This is a genomic window from Janthinobacterium sp. 1_2014MBL_MicDiv, from assembly GCF_001865675.1.
Taxonomy (GTDB): domain Bacteria; phylum Pseudomonadota; class Gammaproteobacteria; order Burkholderiales; family Burkholderiaceae_D; genus Janthinobacterium.
The window spans coordinates 2,395,609-2,417,744 of sequence record NZ_CP011319.1 but is presented as its reverse complement, the minus strand read 5'-3'; the positions used below and the strand labels follow the sequence as shown (position 1 = coordinate 2,417,744).

The 22,136-nt window shown below is 65.0% G+C and carries 9 protein-coding genes and 1 pseudogene; 3 read left to right on the top strand and 7 right to left on the bottom strand.

Features of this window, described 5'->3' with window-relative positions; all coding sequences use genetic code 11:
* Positions 1-69 precede the first annotated feature (69 nt).
* From YQ44_RS10505 to YQ44_RS10485, 5 genes are all read right to left on the bottom strand, one after another.
* Positions 70-13,005: a filamentous haemagglutinin family protein gene (locus tag YQ44_RS10505; RefSeq protein ID WP_083411754.1), complete on the bottom strand. Its 12,936-nt coding sequence runs from the start codon at positions 13,003-13,005 to the stop codon at positions 70-72.
* Between the two features lie 278 nt (positions 13,006-13,283).
* Positions 13,284-14,282, bottom strand: coding sequence for a FecR family protein (locus tag YQ44_RS10500; protein ID WP_071323330.1), 999 nt, complete (start codon positions 14,280-14,282; stop codon positions 13,284-13,286).
* Positions 14,283-14,405: 123 nt separating this feature from the next.
* Positions 14,406-14,921: an RNA polymerase sigma factor gene (locus YQ44_RS10495; protein ID WP_071323329.1), complete on the bottom strand. Its 516-nt coding sequence runs from the start codon at positions 14,919-14,921 to the stop codon at positions 14,406-14,408.
* 2 nt (positions 14,922-14,923) lie between these two features.
* On the bottom strand, positions 14,924-15,682 hold the full coding sequence (locus tag YQ44_RS28825; RefSeq protein ID WP_156894771.1) for a hypothetical protein: 759 nt from the start codon (positions 15,680-15,682) through the stop codon (positions 14,924-14,926).
* Positions 15,683-16,279: 597 nt separating this feature from the next.
* Entirely contained in the window at positions 16,280-17,197 is a 918-nt protein-coding gene (locus YQ44_RS10485) for a LysR family transcriptional regulator (protein WP_071326391.1), read from the bottom strand.
* A 137-nt stretch (positions 17,198-17,334) separates the two neighbouring features.
* Here YQ44_RS10485 and YQ44_RS10480 point away from each other — a divergent pair, with 137 nt between their 5' ends.
* Entirely contained in the window at positions 17,335-18,558 is a 1,224-nt protein-coding gene (locus YQ44_RS10480; protein WP_071323327.1) for an FAD-dependent monooxygenase, read from the top strand.
* Between the two features lie 75 nt (positions 18,559-18,633).
* Here the strand turns inward: YQ44_RS10480 and YQ44_RS10475 are convergent, their stop codons facing one another.
* Positions 18,634-19,857, bottom strand: a complete 1,224-nt coding sequence (locus tag YQ44_RS10475; protein ID WP_071323326.1) for an MFS transporter — start codon at positions 19,855-19,857, stop codon at positions 18,634-18,636.
* Between the two features lie 277 nt (positions 19,858-20,134).
* Here YQ44_RS10475 and YQ44_RS10470 point away from each other — a divergent pair, with 277 nt between their 5' ends.
* Positions 20,135-20,728 carry a TetR/AcrR family transcriptional regulator gene (locus YQ44_RS10470; RefSeq protein ID WP_071323325.1) on the top strand — a complete coding sequence of 198 codons (594 nt, stop codon included), beginning with the start codon at positions 20,135-20,137 and terminating at the stop codon, positions 20,726-20,728.
* Between the two features lie 181 nt (positions 20,729-20,909).
* Here YQ44_RS10470 and YQ44_RS10465 read toward each other — a convergent pair.
* Positions 20,910-21,734: pseudogene (locus YQ44_RS10465) on the bottom strand (efflux RND transporter permease subunit); the annotation flags it as partial.
* A gap of 155 nt (positions 21,735-21,889) precedes the next feature.
* On the opposite strand from YQ44_RS10465, the gene YQ44_RS28820 reads away from it, so the two are divergent.
* Complete coding sequence (locus YQ44_RS28820) at positions 21,890-22,132, top strand: hypothetical protein (RefSeq protein ID WP_156894770.1); 243 nt, start codon at positions 21,890-21,892, stop codon at positions 22,130-22,132.
* The last annotated feature ends 4 nt before the right edge of the window (positions 22,133-22,136 follow it).

The window sequence follows — 22,136 nt, the reverse complement described above, 5'->3', positions numbered from 1 at the left end:
TCGGCTGCAAGAATGGGGGGAGCGCCCCGGCCTGTCCCCTGCACGGGGCAGGAAACAGGCGGGCATGCGCTACATGCCGCTGGACTGGCGCTCCTGCTGCAACTGGCGCAGTTGCTCCGGGCTCAGCCGCGCAAGCTGCTTGGCGTCAAAATCCCGCCCCACGCCAAGGAACTGCACCGGATTGGCAGGATCGTAGGGAACGCCACGGGCGGACTGCAAGCCGGCCCGCGGTGGCGGCGGTGCTTCCGCCTCTCCCTCCATGGGCTCGTTGCCAAAGCCGAGCAGGCGTACCGTGAAGATCGACGGCAGGTTTTGGCGCGTCGTCGCGCGTTCGCGCTGCAGTACGTCCTGCGCGGCGGCCGTCGCTTGCGACGCTGCCGCACTTGCATTGCTCAATGCGCCGACGTTCACCGCCGCAATGGCCGGCATGCCCGTCGACTCGCCCTTGACGGCGATGTTGGCCGCATTGAGCACTTGCAGGGCCGCCAGGTTCACATTGCCCGACACCCGGATTCCCGCTTCGCCCGCGTCGATGGTGCCCAGGGGCGCGATCAGGTCGATATCGCCGGCCGGCACTTCCGGAATCGGCGCCAGCGTCGCAATCCCCGCGCCCGTGCTGGGCACCGACGACGACAGCCTGACGTTGCCCCACTGGTCATACACGCGCTTGGGCGGCGTGTACACGATGGTGGTCTTGGAACCGCGTCCCGCGTTGATGTCGCCTTCGGCCGACCAGCCCATGACCTGGCCGCCGAAGGTGGTCATGATGCGGCTCTGGCCCAGCAGGATGCTGCCCAGCGCATACAGCGCGATGTCGCCCTGGCCCTGGGTGATGACGCCGGGAATGACGCCCGCCACGGCCACGGGCGCCGTCCCCTCGATTCCGTAAACCTGCTTGCCGCCCGGGGTGAGCATGGTGATGTCGCCGCCGAACAGGGTGTTGACGCCAGCGGCGCCGTACATCGTGATGTCGCCCTGGTAGACGGTCTTGCGGCCCTGCGCATCCTGCGCCGGGAACAGCGCCGCGATGGCATTGCGGCCCCGCAGATAGCTGCCGGCGCGGGGACTGCCGGCATCGTTGTACTCGCGGCCGCCGGCCTTCAGTTCGGCAAAGTACACATTGCGCGCATACACGCGCTGCTGCTCGGGGGCCAGCGCGTCATAGAAGGCCTGCGCGTCGCCCGCCGCGCCCGCATAGGCGTGGCGGTCGCGCAGCCAGTTCACCAGGTGCAGCTGGCCGGTCTGGACATAGTCCTGGCGCAGGTCGCGCCGGGGCTGGTCGGCGGCGGCATCGCGCCTGGCCTGCAACGCGGCCAGGAAGGCGTCCGCGCCGGCCTCGTCGCCCGTGTAGTCATGCTGTTCGCGCAGCCATCCGGCCATGGTCAGTTCCCGGTTGTAGAGGTAAGGCACCTTGCCGGGCTGGCTGGCCAGCGCGGCGCCGCTGTCCGCCAGATTGCCCGGGCTCAGGTAGCGCCGGCCAAAGCCTGCGTAGTCCGGTCCTGCGGGGCCCACGCCCGCCTGCATGACGATGCTGGCACCCGGACGCAGGTCTCCTGCAGCGACGGGACCGAGGCTCACGACCGAGGCCTTGTCTTCCATCAGGAGGTTGCGCCCCGCAGAGATTTCCAGCGTGCCGGGACCGGCGACGTTGAAGGAGCTGTAGAGAATGTCGCGTCCGGCGGAAACGACAGACACGTCGTTGGGGGCGTTGTGGACGAACAGATTGCCACGGCTTTCCCCAATGGAACCCACGCTGTCCTCCGTGGTGGAGCTGATGACGCTCGGATAGATGGTAGGCAAGCCCAGGGCGGTGCCTGAACTGACGATGTCCCGCCCCGCCCGCATCCACACGGGACCTGCGGACTCATGGCGGACTTGCCCCAGCCGCGAACCGCCGAGCGTCAGGATTTCACCGCTGCGCAAACCAACGATGTCACCATGCAAGGCGTAAAACCTGGCCGGCGTTGCCTGGGCATCGGGACGTGCCGGATCGGCCGGCGTACGGAAGGCAAACAGTGAGAATCCGGCACCAATGGAAGACGATGTGGCGTCGCTGCCGAGGTTGTTGACATCGGCATCCGAAGCACCGGTCTTGCCAATAAAGGCCGGCGCGAATGGTGTCGGCATGGAGCCCGGGCTTTCACCCGACTGGTTGAGCGCATAGCCACTGGCGTAGATCGAGTCCCCGGCCAGCATTGCCAGCCGTCCCTGGCTCGACGGCGCCAGCAGCAGCGAATACGCCGGAGCGTTCGGTGGCGGGGCACTGCCCAATGCGGACGGGCCCAGATAGATACTGCCGTTGGCGGCCACCGCGCCCAGCTTGGACGGGAAAATGAAGCGCCCGTCCGACGGGGAGTAGTTCAACCCTGCTGTGGGAGTGCTGCCGGCACTCGCGCCTAGCGACACGGTCTGCACGCTGGGCGTCAGGCTGCCGCCTGCGGAGAACAGGTCGATGGCGGTGCGCCCCGTCCACAACGAGAACCAGGTGACCCCATCGGTCCCGTCGTTCTTGCCGTTGTAATTGAACGCCTGGGTGTTCTCGGTAGAAATACGTCCCGGGTCGCCCGCTCCCGCCAGCACCAGGTCGCCCCGCGTCGACAGGCTGGCCGTGGCATCGCCCAGCATCAGGGTGATCCCGCCGGTGGCCGTGCCCACGCTTGCGGCATAGGGCGAGTAAGCCCGGCTTTCCTTGGCATCCTGCTCTCCACGCAAACTGCCATAGTTCAGGGCGATACCGCCTAGGCTGCCTGCCTGCAGGTTCAAGGCGCCGCGCAGGTTGGTCAGCACGCCGTTGAGGCTGAGTTCCTGGTCCTTGTAGTCGGCGGACAGCATGCTGCTGGTGTTGCTGACGCGACTCGCGCGAGCGTCCAGTCCGGGATTCAAATCGCCGCCGATGCGCACATCCAGGTCGCCGCCTCCCGTCAGCAGCAATTGGCCGTCGACTACCCGCCCGGTGCTGCCCACCGCCAGCACCAGGCCTTCGCTGCGCGGCGCTCTCGCCAGGGTGCCGCGGCGCGCCAGCATGCCGCCATCGCTGCCCAGGTCCAGGGTGAGGTTGCCGCCGCCCAGGGTGCCGATACCGGTGAAACCCACCAGGCGTGGCAGCAGTTCTATCTGTGCCCGGTCCTCGAACAGAAGGTTGGCGCCGGCGCTTCCCTTCACATACGTGCCAAAGTTGATCCACCAACTGGTGGGTATGGGCGCGACACCGGCGGTGTTGCCCGTGCCTTGACGCCACAGCCAGTTCCCCAGCCTGTCACTGGCGAGCTGCGCGCGACCGTCATTGGCCATGGCCTGGCCTGTGCGTGGCGCCCAGACGTTGCCCGTCAGGCTGGCGCCCGTGCGCAACAGCAGGTTGCCGCCCCCGTCGGGATACCAGGCGGCATATGGGCTGGCGGCGTCTTCATTGGCCAGGGCTTCATGCGCCTTGGCGGCGCTGCCCAGCACCGTGCCATCGGCCGCCGTGGCGCGGGGCCGGTTGAAGTCGGCAGCGGCAGTACCGGCGCGCGCAGCGCTGGAGGCGCCTGCGGTATAGACGCCGTAGGGCGATTGCATCGACACCTTGCCCGCGGCGATCAGGTCCAGGTCACCGGTGCCCGTGCGCAGCACGCTGAAATGCTGGCTCACCGGCGAAACCAGTTTGACCTCGCCGACGATCACCTGCTCCGGTATAGCCGGCGTAGGTTCGCCCAGGGCAATGCAGAAACCTGGCTCGCTGCATGAAGATTCATCGTCGGGAAATACCGGCTGGCCGGGCACCTTGTCGAAAAGTTCACCGAGCTCGTCCCACACGTACTTGATGCGCACGCACACGCCCGGCTCCTCGCAGGAACCCGCGTCGATGTCCGCCACCGGCGTACCCGGCTTGACGCCGAACAGTTCTTCGCCAAGCTGGTCCCAGTACCAGGCGCCGCCCGGCTGGGCGGGTCTTCCCGGGATGATTTTCTTGTCATGGGTTTCGTAGATGCCATAGTGCGTGTCGGCCAGGGTCAGGTCGCCGGCAAAGGACGGCTTGATCGAGCGGGTGTCGGCCGCCTGGGTATCGGCGCCCGACACCAGGCGCAACGACCACGACTGCGAACCTTCGGCCAGCATCGGCGCCACGGCCCAGTTCTGCCGCGCCACGGCGCCCGTCGCGGTGCGCAAGGGCACGGACAGCGCGCCATCGGGCAACTTGACGTCCGTGCCGAAAGGAATCAGCGCACCCACGTGGAGTGCAAGGTTGCCGGCCAGCAGCACGCCGTCGGCCGCGCTGCCCGTCACGGACCCACGGCTGGGCAATGGCACGCCCGCCGGCCAGGTCATGGCGCGCAGCGAGGCCGCGCCCGCCAGCAAGGTGCCCGCGTCCAGCCGCGTGCCGGCGGCCAGCACGACGGCTTGCTGCAACAGGGTGCCGGCGGCATACAGCAGCTTGCCGGTGCTGTCGTGCACGGCCGCGCTCAACACGGTGTTGGCCGGTACGCTCCATGGGGCATCGAGGATGCCTGCGGCGGGCAGCACCGTGCCCTGGGCCAGCATGGTGGCCTGGATAGGCAGCGGATAGTTAAGGATCTTGCCAGTGGGGAATGCACTGCCATTAGCCAGCACGACGCCAGGCCCGGGCACGACCACATCGCTGCCGAACCCTTGCAGGCCGGGCGTCAGCACCCAGCCCTTATCGTCCGGAGTGGCCGGCGGCGGGGCAAAACCGTCGTTGATGCTGCCGTAGATGTCCAGGTTGCCACCGGCGCGCACCACCAGGCTGCCCACCTCGCCCGAGCCGTAAACCGAGGTCTTCGGCGTGTTGGGATTGACGCTGGCATAGCGCATGCCCGACAGGTCCAGGTCGCCACTGACAACCAGATCGCCTTCCGTGACGATTTCAATGCCGGGGCGCAGGCGGAAGGCATCGCGGTAACTGCCGTTGTTCAAGCCAGCCAGCTTGCCTTTCATCAGCCCGTCGTTGCCCAGGGCCTTGTTGATGAAGGTAGTGCCGAGCGCGTGTTTTTCATCGAGGTAATGCTGGTCGATGAGCTGATACGGGCGGCCGCTGGCCGACGGCGCGGTGCCGGCGGGCGCGTCGGTGTAACGGGCCAGGGCATTGAGCGCGACGGAGCGGGCGCCCAGGATAGCGACACGCCCGGCCGCATCGATGGCCACGTCATCGGCATGCAGCCGTGGCGCGTTCAGCTCCAGGGTGCCGCGGGCCAGGCCGTCGTATTGCCCCGGCCGGTTGCCCGGGGCAGCTGCCGTGCCGTGACGCAAGTCGATGCGCACGCCGTCGGCCAGGGTCAGCTGGCCGTCGCCACTGTTGAGTTCGACCACCGCACGGTTGGGTGCGTCGATGATCTTGCCGTAGCTGTCGACGCGCAATAGCGTGCCGTGGGCATCGAGCACGGCGCTGCCGGCGAGGGTCAGGCCCTGCTTGCCGGCCAGGCGTATGCTGCCGACCCGTTCGCCACTGGCGTCGATGGTGCCCGTCACCGTCAGGCTGCCGTTATCCAGCGACACATTGACCTGGCTGGCCTTGAGTTCATTGCCGATCTGCAGGTCGCCCTGCTTGAGCTGGAAGCTGCGCGCGCCAAACACCTGCCCCTGGTTCAGGCGCTGGTTCAGCGCGGCGAAATCCCCCACCCGCTGCGCGCGGATGTCCACCCCGCCCGCCTTGTACGGCACCAGGGTGCCGCCCGCATCGGAATAACCGCTGCCGGCGGCGCGGATTTGCCCTTGCAGGTCGATCTGCCCCGCGTTGGCGTCCTCGGCCACGGCCTTGAGCAAGCCGCCCTGGTTGGACTGGGTCGACAGGTCGATCAGCGCGCCGGCCGCCTGGCGGACGTTGCCGTGCCGGCTCTCCAGGGTCACGTCGCCGCCCCAGCTGTATTTGCTGACGTCGTTGATCTGCACCTTGCGGCCGCTGAGGTCCAGGCGCGAAGCGGCGCCCAGGGTCAGTTCTTCATCGGCGCCCAGGGTCAATTTTCCACTCGGCAGCACCACCGCCGTGTCGAGGGCCAGGCTGCGTCCGGACAGCAGCAGCTCGGCGCCCAGCGCGTCGATGGCCGCCGCATCGACCGGCGCAGTGCCGCCGGCCGGGGTCGCGACGGTCACCGCGCCACCGGCGGTGATGCGGTTGACGGAACCGGCTTCGCCCGTGAGCAAAGGCGTGCTGATGGCCAGGTTGCCGCCGCTGTACGCAAAGCCCTTGCCCACGGCATAGGCGCCCTGGGACTGATGCACGGCCAGGCTGCCTTTATGGTTGGCCGTGATGCGTTCGCTGGCGTTGAGCCTGACGTTGGCAAAGCCCAGGGTCATGCGGCCATTGCTGGCAACACTGTCGGGCTGGGCGTTGCGGCCATAGCCGAATTCGATGCGCCGGGCCTGCAGCTCCAGGGTGCCGCTTCCCGTGCCCGCGCCATTGCCGATCACGGACGGCGGCGCGCCGGTGTCGCCACCCCACACGAGGGTGCCGGTCTGGATCAGCGCCACATCGCCCGCGTTGCCGTCACCGTAGATCGCCGGGGTGGTCAACAGCAGCTGGTCGAGCAGCGACTTGCCCGAACCGTCCAGCGTGCTGAGGGTCGTGCTGCCATAAAAGTTCAAGGACTGTCCGGCGGTCAGCGCCAGGCTTTGCAGGGCCGGCGCGCCGCGGGAAGTGTCGCCGCGCAGCAGCCGGTCCATCACTTGCTGGTTCAGGGTCAGGCCCGACGGCAGCACGCCCCGCGCGGCAGCGTCGGCCAGCGCCTCGGCGCCGCCGACGTTGATACCGCCCACCGCCAGCGCCAGGTGGCGGGTGCCGAAGCGCACGCCGTCGTTCAAGGCAAACCGGTTGCTGGTGGCAAAGGCAATCGAGCCGTCCGAATACAGCGACGTTTCGCCGCTGCAGGCAGCTGCATTGCACTGGCCGACCAGGATGCTGCCCGGTCCGATAAAACCATTGCCATTGACGGGGGCCAGCATTTGCAAGCGCCCGTTGGAGACGGCCAGCACACTCCTGATGCCTGGCCGATAGATAAAACCATCATCCGTATCATAGGCGGCCTTGCCGCGGCCCACAGTATTGATCGAGGCGCCTTGCTCGACTGTTATGGTCCCCGCGGACCTGCCCGTCACCAGGAACACTTCCGGCGCCGCCAGGGTTGCGCCCTCGCGCACGGACACGGAATTGGCGATCGTGCCTCCCTTGTCGAATTCCGCGAAATTGCCGCCCTGGCCATACATCACCGTCATTTCGCCGCCCACCACCAGACGGGCAGCACCCAGGGCATTGAGGTCGCTGGCGCGCACGGACACCATCGACGGCGCCGTACTGGCCCGGGCGCCGTCGGCAATCACTTCCAGATCGCCGCTGGACAACAGCGACACTGTGGCGCCAAACCCATTTTCGGTGGGTTTGAAACGCCCTTCCCCGCCAAAGGCAAGCCCCAGACCCTCTTGACCGTCAAGCAGCTGCAACTTCAGCGTTTTGGCGTCTGCCTCGAGTGCGGCCCGCGGCACGCCCAGCCGAAGCGCATCGGCGCGCACGAACTCCGCATAGCGGGTTTCGTTGTACTGGGAATAGCTGCGCAATACCTGTGCGGGGGTGATGATCACCTGGCTGGCCAGGCTGTCGCGTATGCCCGTACCCGCAATGGACAGCACGCCTTCGCTTGACCAGGAGCCGTTGTTCATGGCCGACGCATGCGGCGTGGTGCCAGGGGCGAAGGCAGGCGCCAGGCCGTTGATCTCGACACGGAAGGCACCCGGCAGCAAGGCGTAGGTGGACGGCAGCAAGGTGTAGGTGCCTGCCGCCAGGCCGGGAACCCCGGCGCCGATGCTGATCTGCTGCCCCGCCAACGGCTGGCTCGCCCCCGCTTCGCCGCCGCTGGGCGCTACGCCTGCCTGGGCGCCGGGGACAATGGCGTAGACGGGGTTGGTGGCCAGCGCCGGCAAGACCAGGCGCCCATCCTTGCCCACTTGTACCAGCGGGTGGTAGCGCGCATCGGTGGAACCGCCCCGTCCGGAAACAAACGCCGCGCCGAGCAATTCGCCGCCACCGGACAGGTCCAGCACCGCGTCTGGCAGCACATTGAGCGAGCGTCCCGTCAGTTGCACGCCCACGGCCAGGCTGCCCGTGCCGTAAGTGCCGCCGACGCCCAGCAACTCCACCTGCTTGCCGTCATAGCGCCAGGTCACGCCGTCGACCGTGCCGCCATATGGCAGCACCAGCCCGCCGGCGCCGACGGAGGTCAGGCTGCCCGGCAACAGGCTGATCACCTTGGTGGCGTGACGAATGTCCGCACCGACGCCCAGGCTGAGCTTGCCCATGGGGGCCCGCAGCACCCCACCTTGTTCAATCGTCGAGGCACTCAGCAATAAGCTGCCGAACACGGAATACGGTTGCGCCGGGGCCGTACTGCCGACCCTGCCGATGCGCAAGGTACGCGCCGGGTCAAAGTCGCTGTTGGCGCCCACGTTGCCAGCCGTGACCTCGGCAATGGCCCCCGTCGCGGGGTAGATTTGCGCCGCCGTCAGGTTCAGGTCGGCCTGGGTGGTCAGGCTGGTCTGGGTCTTGCTGGAGCTGCGCGCCAGGAAGCGCATGTCGCCCTGGCTGATCAGCTCAGTCTGGTCGAAGGCGCGGCGGTCGATGCCATCGGCCAAGGCTTTGGAACGCGCGGCATGGGCGCCGACGCTGACGCCGTCACGCAGCTCCAGCACGTTGGCCGCCTCCACCCGCAATACGCCGGCCGCGTCCTGCGTGGAAACGCCGCCCTGGACCGTCGGGCGCACGGCGCTGTCGACGCTGTTCTGGCTATTGTTGCCAACGCCGGCCAGCCGCACATGCGGCGCCGCCAGCCGCACCTGGGACTGCCGGGCCGCGCCATCGGCCAGGGCCATGGCTCCCGCGTACAGGCTCAGGCTCTGCCCCAGGCGCAGCGACACGTCGCCGTCAAAGCTGATCAGGCCATTGCTCAGCAGCGAAAGGTTATCGAAGCCGCCCGCCTTGACCTGGCTGGCCGCCAGCCGGCCATGGCCGTAGGCCAGGCTGCCGGCGGCGGATTCGGGGGTACTACCGTTCGGCAACGACGAAGCGGGGTCGGCTGCGCTGACGATCCATTCACGGGCTTGCCGCACGCGGGCCGTGGCCGCATCGATGTAGAGCGGCGCTTCCAGGGCCAGGCTCAGGCTGCCGCCGGCCGCCCCCGCACCGCCGCTGTTGGCCACGAGCGTGCCGTCCAGGTACACGCCATTATTGGACGCGAGGGAAATGCTGCCGCCACGACTGGCGACCACGCTCGGGCCGCCGGCGCCGGGCAGGTCCAGCACCGCATGACTGCCCGAGGCGTCAAGGCGCGCGCCTTCGCGCACCACCACGAACAGGTTGGCCGCATCGGCGATCCCGGTGGCGGCATCGACCGCGCCGCCGATCGCTATATTGCCGCCCGGCCCCACCGTGCCGTAGTGCCGGCCCAGGCTGTCCACCGCGGTGACGGCGCGCGCAGCCACATCGAGCACCGCCTGCTCACCGACCCAGATCGAACGGCCATGGCCCTGGGCTTCCACGCTGTCAGACACGGTGGGTTGCACGCTGACGCCGCCCAGGGCGATGCTGCCGCCCCAGGCGTTCAGGGTGCCGTCCACGCTCAACTGACCTATGCTGCGCACGCTGATGGACTGGCCCGGGTCGACGCTGATCCGGGCACCCTGGCCGATGCGCGCCTGCGCCGTCGCCATCTGCGCGGCCGTCGACCACAGCGAGGTGCCCGCTTGCAGATTCAGGCTCGCCCCCTTGCGCGAGGTCAACTGGCCCTTGGCGGGGTTTTCCTGGTACTGGGGCGGCATCCAGATGTCCAGCGCACTGCGCGGACCGGCGCCGCCCGGCACCTCCTGCGCGCTTGCATTGAGACGGTACACGGGTGCTGTCACGTCGACCTGCGTGCCATCGGCCACCAGCAAGCCGGTATTGCCGGTGATGTCATACGCGCCAAAACCCTTGTTGAAGAAGTCGCCGCCAAGCAGCAAGGTCCCCGCCTGCGGCGCGACGGCCTGATCGCTGATCAGCACCTTGCCGGCCTGCACGCTCAGGCGCCCGCCGCCACTGACGCCGTAGCCGAGCAGCTCGCCGTTCAATACCAGATTGCCCAGGCTGCTGGCGGTGCCGGCGTTGGCGGCCAGCGTCAGGTTGCCGCCCTTGCCTGCGGAAGCCCGGCCTGCAGCATCGAGTGCCGCACCGGAGGACACATCCACCCGGCTGCCGGCCGCCAGGATCACGTTGCCGCTGCTGCGCAAGGCCACGCTACCGCCGTTGAGGTAAGGCAAACGGCTGCCATCACCGGCATCGGGCAACTGGTTGCTCCACAGCCCGCTGGCATCGAGCGTCACCCCTTGCGCCACCGTCACGCCCGCCGCCGTTCCCGCCGGCGCGGCAAGCAGCGTATCCTGGACCTGCAGATTGTTGCCGATCTGGTTCAGTACATTGCCCAGCCGGATCGTGCCGCCACGGCTCGTCAGGTCGGCGTTGACCTCCACCTTCGGCCCATACAGCGTGATTTCGCCCGCATGGCCCACGGCCAGGTCGTCCTGGACCGTGATGCTGTTGCGCGCCGCGATCTTGATCCCGCCCAGTCCGAAGCCGTTCAAGCGCTCGGTGTCGAGGAACAGCGTGCCTTGCCGCTCCTGCGGCAGCACGGTGTCCATGTCCAGGCCGGCGGCGACTTTGCGGACGTCCTTGCGCAGGATGACGTCCCGCAGCGTGCCCGCATCTGCCGTCAGCTGGTACTGCAAGGTGGCGCTGTCCTTGACGAAGTACGGCAGATATTTGCCGACTGCCAGCTGCCCGCCGCGCGCCACGGCCAGCTGCGACTGGTCGTATCCGTCGAGCCCGGCCTGCGCCGCCTGCGTCTGGCGGCTTCCCTGGAAGGTATTGCCCGCGATGTCGCCCTCGAGCACCGCGTTCTTCGTCCCGACCACCAGCACGCCCGCATCGCGGCCCACCGTGTAGCCGCTTTCCAGCCGGCTCTGCATGCCGATCAGCGGGTTGTAGTAATAGCCGGTCGCCTTCTCGCCCCAGCGTTCGTGCTTGTCCTCGAAGCCCTTGTAGACGCCCGTGTAGCGCTGGTCGCCCGGGGCCTGGCTGACTTCGTACAAGCGCCCATCGGCCCCCTTCAGCCAGGTCTGGCGGATGAAGCCGTTCTGCACATCGATCGTGCCGCCGGACAGGTTGATGTGCGATCCGGCCTGCGTGACCACCTCGTTGCCGCCGAAGTTCACCGTGCCGCCCTGCGCCATCCATTCGCCCACGGTGTGGCCCGCGGTGCCAAGATAGCCGCCCACCTCCAGCAGGCCGCCGGCCGTGTACCAGCGGTCGCTGTCGTAGCCGTTCGTGCCCTTGGGAACGAAGACGAGGCGGCGGCGGTCGATCCACGCGTCGTTGCTGCTGAGGCTTTTGCCGTCCCGGTTGAGCGGGGCATCGCGCTGTTCGTTGCCCTGGATGTTGACTTCGACATTGTTGGACGCCATCGCCACATTCACGCCCACGGCACCGGACACATCGAGCATGGCACGCTCGCGCACCAGGCTGCGGCCCGCTGCGTTGACCACGATCTGGCCGCCCGTGGCGAGCGTGAGCGAGTCGCTCTGGAAGTCGACCGTGCCGCCGCTGGCGATCTCGATGCGGGACTGGTCGCGGCGATCGGCCAGGGCCACAATGTTGTCGGCGCTGGCCAGCACGGGGCTGCGCAGGCCCGCGCGCTGGCTGTCCAGGGCCGTCTTGCCGTCGCCCTCGATCAGCACGGCGGTGGCGGCGCCCTGTCCGAAAACCACCTTGCCGTCCGCGCCGATGGCGTTCAGGTGCACGGTGCCGCGCGCGGTGACGCTGGTGGTGGCAAGGACGATGCCGTTTTGCTGGACGTCACGCCCCACCAGGGTCACGTCGCCCTCATAGGCCTGGATCAGACCGGTATTGCTGACCTTGCCGGCAAGCTTGTCGCCGCTGAACTGCGGCGTGACTTCGTTGCCGCGCGTGGTCGACGCCTGGTTGCCATCCGTGCCCACGCCCCTCTTGATGACGAAACTGTTGCCGGCCGCAAGCGTGGTCTGGCCTTTCTGCGTGGCGATGTCCCCCCCATTGTGCACCTCCTTGCCGAGCAGCAGGACGTAGCCGCCCCCTTCGGTGGAAGTCTTCGGGGCCTGGGTGGCGATCCGGGCGCCGGACTGGATCTCTACCTTGCCCTGGGCATTGGTAAAGCTGGGCTGGCTGGCATTGGCCGTGTAGATGCCGCTGGTCTTGAACTGGCCGTCATCGATCTGGGCGGCGGCGGCGACGAGGTTGCGCGTATTGACCTGGCTGCTGCCATGGAAGACGATGCCGTTGCGGTTGACAATGAGCACCGTGCCATCGGCCTTGATCTGGCCCTGGATCTGCGAGGGGCGCGCATTCGGATCGTTGACGCGGTTGAGAACGGCCCACTCCTTCTGCTGCCTGAATTCGACCGTCGTATTGCGACCGACATTGAACGTTTCCCAGTTCAGGATAGCCTTGTCGGCCGTCTGTTCGATGGCGACGTTGCTGCGGCCGTCGACCTGGGAAAGCGTCGGGGCATTGGCGTTGTGCCAGCCTGCGCTCAGCGAATCGGTATCGATTTTCAAGCCACCCACGGTCATGCCGTCGGGAACGGATGCTCCGTTCGCTGCCGCCAGGCGGGCGGCAGCCTGGGCCGACTGCTGCGCCGCGATGCCGCGCGCGGCCAGGTTCAGGTTGCTGATGGAGCGCTGCAGTTGCTCGTTGGCCTTCTGCTGCTGTCCAAGCGGGCTCGTCAGGTTGGATGCAGGCAAGCCGTTGGGCAGCCGGCCCGTTTGCGACGCCGTGTCCCGGACCGCGCCCTTGTCGGCAAACCATGCCGGACTGAACGCGCGCTGCGCATGGGCCGGCACCGTCACCGCGCCGGCGGCCAGCGCCAGCGCGATGGCCCGCGCCAGCGGTGCCAGCCTGAATACCCGATCCTGCTTGCGTATCGTTTGATTTTCCCTGCCACTGCGCCCGCGTGTGTCCATGTAAGTTTCCGCCTGGTCATTGAGTCGATGCCGTCCGGCTGCCCGTCTCGCACCGGCCAGCCACATTCATGAAGGCTTTCTCCATCGCAGCCGAGTAGCGCCGGCGACAGGAAGGGCCCCTATGCAAGGGTGACGAACCGCACCGCGCAAATACCGCAAACTTTTTTGAAACTTTTTTTTGTAACCTCTGCGCACAGCGCGAAATACGGCGCACAACGCCGGGCGACACGCGCGCCAATGCCCCGGGACCTGTGGTGCAACCCGATGGAGCGAGCCGTTCAGCTCAAGAGCAGCAATCCCGCCGGCAGCGACCGTGCCTGCAGCTGAAACGACTCCTGCAACTGCCACAGCGCCAGGTCCAGCGAGGCCGTGAAGAAACGCCCGCTGACGGGCTTGTTGCGCACGGCATCGTTCATCAGCACCACGCGGCCGGCGCGGTAACGATTGATTTCGTCGAGCACGTCGGCCAGGGGGGCCTGGTTAAACACCAGCATCCCCTGGCGCCAGGCCGACACCGTTTTCGGATCGATGCCGGTGATGTCGCCCAGCGAACTGGCGCCATAAACCATTTGCTGGCGCGCATGCAGCTGACGCGCGCCGGCCGGATGCTCCACGCGGACGGCGCCATCGATACAGGTGACGCAGACCTTGCCATCGAGGTGGCGCACTTCGGCCCGTCCGGATTCGAGCAGGCTGCGGCCAACGCCGGCCACGACGGCAAAGGCCGGCCCCGCCTCCCTCAGGTCGATGGACGCCTCGCCCGTGAGCAGATCCAGGCCGACCAGCCTGCCGCCATCGGTCTGGCGGCGTACGCTGGTGCGCGTATTGAGGATGACGTCGACACCCTGGGACAGGGCCAGCGTGCGCTGTTCGCCAGGGGCGGTGCGCTCGTCTGCCGCCCACTCGTCCGGCCCCGGCCACAAGCCCAGGGGCGGATGGATCACGGCCACGCCGGCGACGGCCGCCGCGCCGATGGCAGCGCCGAGAAAAGCCCGCCGTCCACCGGGCGCAAGCAGGGGACGTCGCGCGCGCGCCGGCACGGCCTGCGGTCTGGCGCGCAGCAACTCGCGGGCCGGGGCCTCAAGCACATCCCAGCGCCGCTTCACGTCGTTGTACGCGGCCTGATGCAAGGGACTGGACTTGACCCAGCGCCGGAACCGTTGCGCATCCACTTCGCGCGCGTCTCCCGAGGTGAGCAGGCGCAACCAGTTCCACGCCTGGGCGTCCAGATCGGCGGACGAAGCGGCGCGGCTGTCCTTGGGCGGCGGCGTCTTCATCGTGTCAGGTCCAGCGGCCAGGCCGGGCCGCGAGGCAGGAAACCTGCGGGCTGCTGCGTGCTGCATGCATATGTTTTTTGCTCTCTCATACTTGATGACGAATGGCGCCCCGGAAAACCCGCATTATTCATGCTCCGCCGCCAGATAAGCGTCCAGGCGCTCATGGACGCGCTTCAATTCGTATTCGACCGTCCGCAACGACACGCCCAGCCGCTGGGCCGCCTCTTTTTGCGTCACGCCTTCCGCATGCACGAGCAGCGCGACGGCACGGCGGCGCTCGGGCATGCGGTCGAGCAGCTGGAACAGGGCATCCAGGTCCGAGCGTATCTCGGCCGTCCGCGCCGGACCGGGGGCCGGATCCACCAGCTCCTCCAGCAATGCATCGACATTATCGCCGGACAGCAGGCGGCTGTGCCGGCGCCGCACGTCCACCGCAATGTTGACCGCCATCCGGGACAGGTAGGCACCGGGATTCTGGACGGGCCCAAGGTCCTCGCCGCCCTTGAGGCGCAGCCAGGTATCGTGCAGTGCATCGCCGGCATCTTCCGCATTGCCCAGCTTGCGCGTCAGGCGTTGCTTGATGGAAGCGTAATGCTTGCCCAGGTAGTTCAGCAGAACGAGCTGCGTGCCTTCGGCCATGGCTAGCCCGCTCCCTGCCGCTCGCACTGCGGCCCGGCATCCGGGGCATTAGGTGCAACCAACATGGTCAAAGGCTGGCGCGCGATCGCCGTTGGCGGGACGCTGCCGATGTGCACACGGCGCAGTGTATGCAGCAACGCGGCATCGCGGCGGGGATCGCCACTGCTGCCGAGCAGGCGGGCGCCGCCGATGCGGCCATCCGTTTCCAGGTAAAACCGCAGCAAGGACGTGTAGTTTCCCGGACGGGTAAGCGCATCCGAGCACAGCGCCTGCCAGATACGCATCTGAACCAGTCCGGCATAGCCATTCTCGCTGAACAGCTCGGCCATGCCATTGCGCGGCAAGGTAGATGCCGGTGCTGCGGATGCCACGGCAGCCTCTTTCAGAATGAAGGTCTGGCCCAGGCCAGAACTGCGCCTGTCAGCAACCAGTCCGGTACCTTCGAGCAGGATGCGCAATGCCGCTTCGGCCGAATGATGGCCGTATACTGCCGTGGAGGTACGGGCATGCGCGATATCACTAGAAAACAATGCAGGCTGTCCGGTGATGTCCGCATATTGGTTCAGCGCCGCATTGAGCGGCTGCGCCGGGATACTGAAAGCAAGGAGAGAAATAGCCGCATCAGAAACGGGATCGACACGTGCAGCACCGGTAGGCGGAAAATCGGGAGGAGCGCCATGGGCGTCCCCTGTTAATCCGATAAGCCCACTCAGTACCCAGAAGAGCGCCAGCCCGTTGCAGCTCAAGCCGCCGACGTACATACGCACCCCTGTCGATTCCGCCACCGTGCATTGCCGCGAGCGTCGTCAAGCCAGCAGCGGTGCTGCATGGGCCATGGCAGGATGACGGATCGAGTCGGCAAGGTAGCTGCACCATTCTGAAATGGTGCATAGTGGCATTCAAATGTGACGGTGTTGTTACATCAATACTAAATCGCCATGAGTTGCTGTCAGTAGCTTAGACTCCCCTGATCCATGGTTCTTGAAAGATGAAAAATCGATGGATCGTGTTTTGCCTGGATGTCCTGGCAGGTACCAGGTGTGCGATCTCGTGGCTGCCTGATCCAACGGCCAGATCGGGTCTGGCCTGTCTATCTCCCCTGCCCTGCCGAGACTCGTGCCGCGCTGAAGCCATAGTTGATTGAGCTTCGGTGGAAGCCACCATGAACTTTCCTTGGCTAAACCCCTTGCAACGTTAATCCCGGGCTTTGCGGGGAGTGGAGCAATCCATTCCAGTTCTTTTTCGCATCATTCCCAGTCTGCAACGATGTGTCTAAGTTAAAGTGCTGCGTTGATAGATTGAATCCGCAGTTGCCGAGCAGGCATTCGGCTATTCGGGCGCGTTCCTCGATGCGCTTTTCATCTTGAGTCGCTCCCCACTCCTTCCAACCGCACCTGTATCAATTCCAGTAAAGCCCGAACCCGCGCAGTCACGGAATGCCGATGGCTGTATGCGCCAAGCAATTGCAGCGGCGCAGGGCACAGGTCCAGCGGCACTTCCTGCAATCGGCCCGCGGCAAGGTCTTCCTGGCATGGATAGGCCGCCACTATCGCAAAGCCGATGCCTTGCCGTGCGCCCGCCAATGCCAGTTCTCCGCTGTTAACACGATAGCGGCTACGCACAGCTACCTTCACGATTTCGCCTGTGGCGTCGAGAAACTGCCAGGGCTGGCCCTTTAACGCGCTCAAGGTGGTAATGCAAGGCAATGACCTAAGTTCGCGCACTTGGCGCGGTATTCCAGTTTTGGCTAGCAGGGCGGGCGCCGCGACCACGATGCTGGGCAGCGTAGCGAGCTCGCGGGTGATGAAGGTACTGTCGTCCTGGCGCCCACGATGGAAGACGATGGACAGGTCCATGTCTTCCCGGAGAGCTTCCAGACCGGTCAGGCGCGTATCGCATTCCAGTTCGACGCCGGGATGGAGGCTACAGAATTCGGCCAGGATAGGCGCTAGCAGCCTTGGCGCTTCGCCTGGCATGCACATCCTTAGGGGACCACGCAGTTCGCCCTGCACTGCGCCAAGCTCTTCCTCGGTGGAGAGTAAGGCGTCGAGCAAGGGTTTGGCGCGTTCGTAGAGTAACCTGCCAGCTTCCGTCATGCGCAGGTGGCGGGTGCTGCGTTCCAGCAGGCGGACGCCCAGCATGCGTTCCAGCGTGGCGACGTGGCGGCTGACGTTGGAAGATGGCAGGGTCAGCAGGCGTGCCGCACCGGCAAAGCTTTGTTCATCGACGACTGCCACGTAGACACGGACGGTATTCAGGTCGAGGGCATTGCGCATTATTATCCCGATTAAGGTATGAAAGCTACCCATTTTCACATACTAGTACTCCACAGTGGCGGAATCTAAGATGCCGTCTCGTCCGATGGGTCGCCGCCGGCGGCACGTCGGGATGGATTGAATAGGAGAGCTTCAGCATGGAAATCGGAATACTTGGCGGCGGCATTGCAGGGTTGAGCGTGGCGCTTGCCTTGAGCAAGCGGGGGTACAGTCCCCGGGTATATGAGCGCCGGGCGGGGCCATCGACGATGGGGGCTGGCGTTACGCTATGGCCCAACGCTGGCTTTGTGCTAGAGGAACTAGGGCTGCTGCAAGACATCGCTGCAGTGGGAGGCCGGCCAGTGGCCATGCACCGCCAGGATGCCGCAGGCAATTCTTTGGGGGGCATCGATATTGCGCTGCTAGACCAGATTATGGGACATCCGACCCATACGATTTTGCGCCGGGACTTGCAGGCGGTACTGCTGGATCATGCGGCACAGGCCGGGATCCCGGTAGAATTCGGGCATCGGGCGGTGGCGATCGACCTCGATGCTAGCGGCAAAGCCGTAGCGCGGTTCGAAAACGGGGTAAGCATTCGTCCGGATCTGCTGATCGGCGCCGATGGCCGCATGGACTCGGTGGCACGGGGGTTCGTCGCGGGGGACAACACGCCAGTTTATCAGGGCTTCGTGAACTGGGTGGGTGTGGCGCAGGCGGAGAGTGCACTGGTGGACGATATCGCGATTCAGGATTATTGGGGGTCGGGTGATCGCTTCGGTTGCGTGGCGGTCCGGCCGGATTTGGTCTACTGGGCGGCGGCGCAGGCACGGCCATTGCCGGGGGCAGCGCCCGCAGCGGATATGCGTAAGGAAATTGAGGATCTGTTCGCGGGATGGCCGGAACCTGTCACCCGCATCATCCAGGCGACACCGGTGCATGCCATCCGACTGATTGCCGTGCACGACTTGGAGCCACTGCACACGTGGAGCCGGGCCAATGTGCTGCTCGTGGGGGATGCGGCGCACGCGCCGTTGCCGACATCTGGCCAGGGCGCCTGTCAGGCGCTGGAAGACGCCTGGCATCTGGCGCGGTGTCTGGCTGGGACGGACGGCCGCCTCGATGCAGCCTTGCTGCGCTTCGCGGAGATCCGCGGGCCGAAGACCGCGAAGCTGGCCGAGCAGGGTCGCGTTTTCGCGCGCGGCCTGTTTGCCACTGATCCTGAAACCTGCCGCATTCGCAATGAGCGCGCCAAGGCGTCCGATCCCTTGCGTGACGTGCATGCCTTGGCAGCCGGATGGGCGCAGGGTTTGCCGATGACTGGCTGCACGGACGGCACGCCGGTGGGCAGCGTTGGCTCCGGCAGTCTGTACCGCCTCTGAAAGACTGTGCCAATATAGATACCGCATGGCGTCTCCGACTGCGAGACGCCTCACTACTGGGCGAGACTGGCATTGTCAGTGCATTGCAGAGCCAAGCTGCCTGTCGTCAGTCTTCATTCGATGCTCAACAAAGCTGATACCAAACGACAGCAGCAAGGCAGCAGCGGAGAATCCTGCTGCGGTCCAGAGGTTGGTGGAAAGGCCTAGCCTGTCGACTGCCTGTCCACCGGCCCATGCCCCGAGCGCAATGGCAACATTAAATACACTCACGTACAGCGCAGCGCCTATCTCCACTGCCTGGGGTGCCGCCTTCATCATCAATGTCATCAGGCCGACCGATACACCGCCGTAGGCTAGTCCCCAAGCTAGCAACACCAAGCCGGCGCCGATCCTGGAGTCGCCGACTGCCAAGAATAGTAGCGGCGTGAGCAGCAAGCCACTCGCGATAGCGATGATGGTTGGCGCCGTGCGCCGCACCGCAACGACACCAGCCAGGAAGTTTCCAATGATGCCCGCGCAGCCATAGAAAAACAGCAGTGCTCCTAGCCATTGCGCATCAAACCCTGACACTGACAGCAACAACGGACGCACAAAGGTGAAGACCACGAAATGGCTCGTCACCAGCAACAGGGTCAGAAGCAGCCCTGCTTGCACTTTCCGGTTGCACAACTGTTTGCCGAATTGACGCAAGGTTGCCGAACTGGCAGCAGGCAGCGCAGGAATGACGGCCAGATGGAACGCCAGTACCAGGCCGCTAAACAGCGCCATGACGCCAAAGGCCCAGCGCCATCCGGCAAAGTCACCGATTTGGGCGCCAAGCGGCACGCCCAGCACAGAAGCGATCGCTACTCCGCCGAAGATAATCGACGTTGCCAGGCCGATTGAGGGAGCAGGAACAAGACGGGAAGCCAGGCCACCGGCAATGGCCCAGATTCCGCCCATGCAAAAACCGACGAGAACACGCGCAGCCAGCATCCACGCCAGGTTTTGCGCCAATGCCGAGGCAATGTTCGCGATCACTAATAGACTGAGCAAACCACATAGAATTTTGCGCCTGTCCAGGCTTCCCGATGCGATCACCAGCAATGGAGCGAACAAGGCCGCCAGTAATGCTGGCAGCGAGATCATCAGGCCAGCGGTTCCGGTGGAGGTGTCCAGGGCGTCACCAATCGGCGTCAACAGGCCGACCGGGAGCATTTCCGTTGTCACTACCGAGAAGGTGGCCATACCTATGGCGGTGATCGCCAGCCACGGGTGACGGACAGAGGTTTCTGTTGCAGCGCAGGGAGACGTACTCATGGTTCATATCCTTCGTTAGAGAATCAGATAGACGGCTTTTGCCGGTAAAGACGGTATCGGGTAGGTGTTGTGCAATTGCCATGAAATGGAAGGAAAAATCCGTGGTGCGGACACAGCAGGCATCTTCTGCCATGGCGTATCGATCTCGATCCCCTTCATGCTGCACTTGCAATGAAGACACGCTACAGTGATAATACATACATGGCGTATGAATAAATCATACATTCATACGCCTTGAATGTAAACAATCATACGTAGCGTATGTAAGGAGGAAGGAATGGTTCGCCGCACCCGTGCAGAAATGGAAGAAACCCGTGCATCGTTGCTAGCCACTGCCCGCAAAGTGTTCGGCGAGCGCGGTTATGCCGACACGTCAATGGACGACCTCACTGCGCAGGCAGGGCTAACGCGTGGTGCGCTGTATCACCACTTTGGCGACAAGAAAGGCTTGCTGCTCGCGGTGGTAGAACAGATCGACGCGGAAATGGATGACCGCCTGCAAACCATCTCCGAACGGGCCGACGATCCGTGGGAAGGTTTTCGTAGTCGCTGTCGTGCCTATCTGGAGATGGCCCTGGAGCCGGAAATTCAGCGCATCGTTTTACGCGATGCCAGGGCGGTACTGGGTGGTGCGTCACCGGACTCGCAGCGCCATTGCGTCGAGTCGATGCAAGGGATTATCCACGAACTGATTCATCAAGGCATCGTGGCCGAAGCTTGCCCACGGGCACTGGCTTCGCTGATTTACGGCAGTCTGGCAGAAGCAGCGTTCTGGATCGCAGACGGTGACGAAGGCAGGGTGCGATTGATCGAGGGAGTTGCGGCCTTGGAATTACTACTACGCGGGCTGTTGCTTAAGAGATCATCGTGAAACGTTGCAAGGTCAGGGGCGCTGCGTCGATGAGGCTGCGCACGGTGCCAGACACCGTGCGGCCGCGCCTGGCGAAATGTTCCGCACCGGCACGCCGATTCCAGACGACACCCCGGTGGCAACGACGACAGCAGACTGCGACATCGCACATCCTTCCAATACAATGGTGCAAAACGACAGATCAGTTCGATTCAACATTGCTTGTCGGCGTAATCTTGAACCAAATGGCATACATGGCTGGCAGGAATACCAGTGTGAGTACCGTGCCCGCAAATGTGCCGCCGATGAGCGTGTAAGCGAGCGTCCCCCAGAAAACGGAATGGGTCAGCGGAATAAAGGCCAGGATGGCTGCCAGCGCAGTCAGGATCACGGGACGGGAACGCTGCACGGTTGCCTCGACGACCGCAAGGAAGGGATCCAAGCCAGCCTGCTTGTTATGCTGGATCTGGCCGATCAGGATCAGCGTGTTGCGCATCAGGATGCCTGATAGGGCAATGAGTCCGACCAGTGCATTGATACCGAATGGCTGCTGGAACACGATGAGTGTCGGTACCACTCCGATCAGCCCCAGCGGGCTGGTCAGAAATACCATGACCACAGCCGAAATCGAGCGCACCTGAAAAATGATGATCAGCAGCGTGACCGCCAGCATGATAGGGAACAACGGCAGCATGGCGGTCGTTGCCTTGCCCGATTCCTCGATGGAGCCAGCCTGCTCGATCCTGTAGCCAGCCGGCAGCTTGTCGATGACAGGCTGAAGCTGCTTTGTAATAGCACTGGACACGTCCGGGGGCTGCAAGCCATCGGCGATGTCGCCGCGCACGGTGATGGTCGGCGTCCGGTCGCGTCGCCGGATGATCGCTTCTTCAGCGCGCACGTCGACCTTGCCTACCTGCGACAGCGGGATGCGTTGCCCGCTTGCCCCTGTCAACGTAAAGTCCATGAGTTTGGCTGGATCAAAACGGTTGTCTCCGGCAGAACGGGCCACCACTTGCACCGTGCGGATACCGCGCGCTAGCAAAAACTGCTTGGCCTTCAGTGAATTTCTCCATGCACGCTTCCGTGGCTAAGCCTCTTGCAACGTAAATCCCGGGTTTCGCGGGGCGCGGAGCAATCGATTCGAGTTCTCTTTCGCATCATTTCTTTTCTGCAACGATGCATTTGAGTGAATCCGCAGTTGGTAGCGGATGCGTAATCGGCGAAAGCGATGCAGCTTTCCGTCCTGCTTTTGATGCCGACGATACCTATCGCGACGATAAACAGTCTGAAGGAATGGAAAACCAGGATGTGCACATTCCTGGCGAGATAGGGCATTGCTTGCTCCACGACTTTCAAGGCATTGACAAATTTGGCAAAATTCAGGAATTATCAGGTCCCAGAAATGCCCCCGACGCTACATTTTAGAAAA

Excerpts from the sequence above, each read along its gene's own strand:
- YQ44_RS10505 (WP_083411754.1), bottom strand. The coding sequence starts at position 13,005 with ATGGACACACGCGGGCGCAGTGGCAGGGAAAATCAAACGATACGCAAG.
- YQ44_RS10500 (WP_071323330.1), bottom strand. The coding sequence starts at position 14,282 with ATGAAGACGCCGCCGCCCAAGGACAGCCGCGCCGCTTCGTCCGCCGAT.
- YQ44_RS10495 (WP_071323329.1), bottom strand. The coding sequence starts at position 14,921 with ATGGCCGAAGGCACGCAGCTCGTTCTGCTGAACTACCTGGGCAAGCAT.
- YQ44_RS28825 (WP_156894771.1), bottom strand. The coding sequence starts at position 15,682 with ATGTACGTCGGCGGCTTGAGCTGCAACGGGCTGGCGCTCTTCTGGGTA.
- YQ44_RS10485 (WP_071326391.1), bottom strand. The coding sequence starts at position 17,197 with ATGCGCAATGCCCTCGACCTGAATACCGTCCGTGTCTACGTGGCAGTC.
- YQ44_RS10480 (WP_071323327.1), top strand. The coding sequence starts at position 17,335 with ATGGAAATCGGAATACTTGGCGGCGGCATTGCAGGGTTGAGCGTGGCG.
- YQ44_RS10475 (WP_071323326.1), bottom strand. The coding sequence starts at position 19,857 with ATGAGTACGTCTCCCTGCGCTGCAACAGAAACCTCTGTCCGTCACCCG.
- YQ44_RS10470 (WP_071323325.1), top strand. The coding sequence starts at position 20,135 with ATGGTTCGCCGCACCCGTGCAGAAATGGAAGAAACCCGTGCATCGTTG.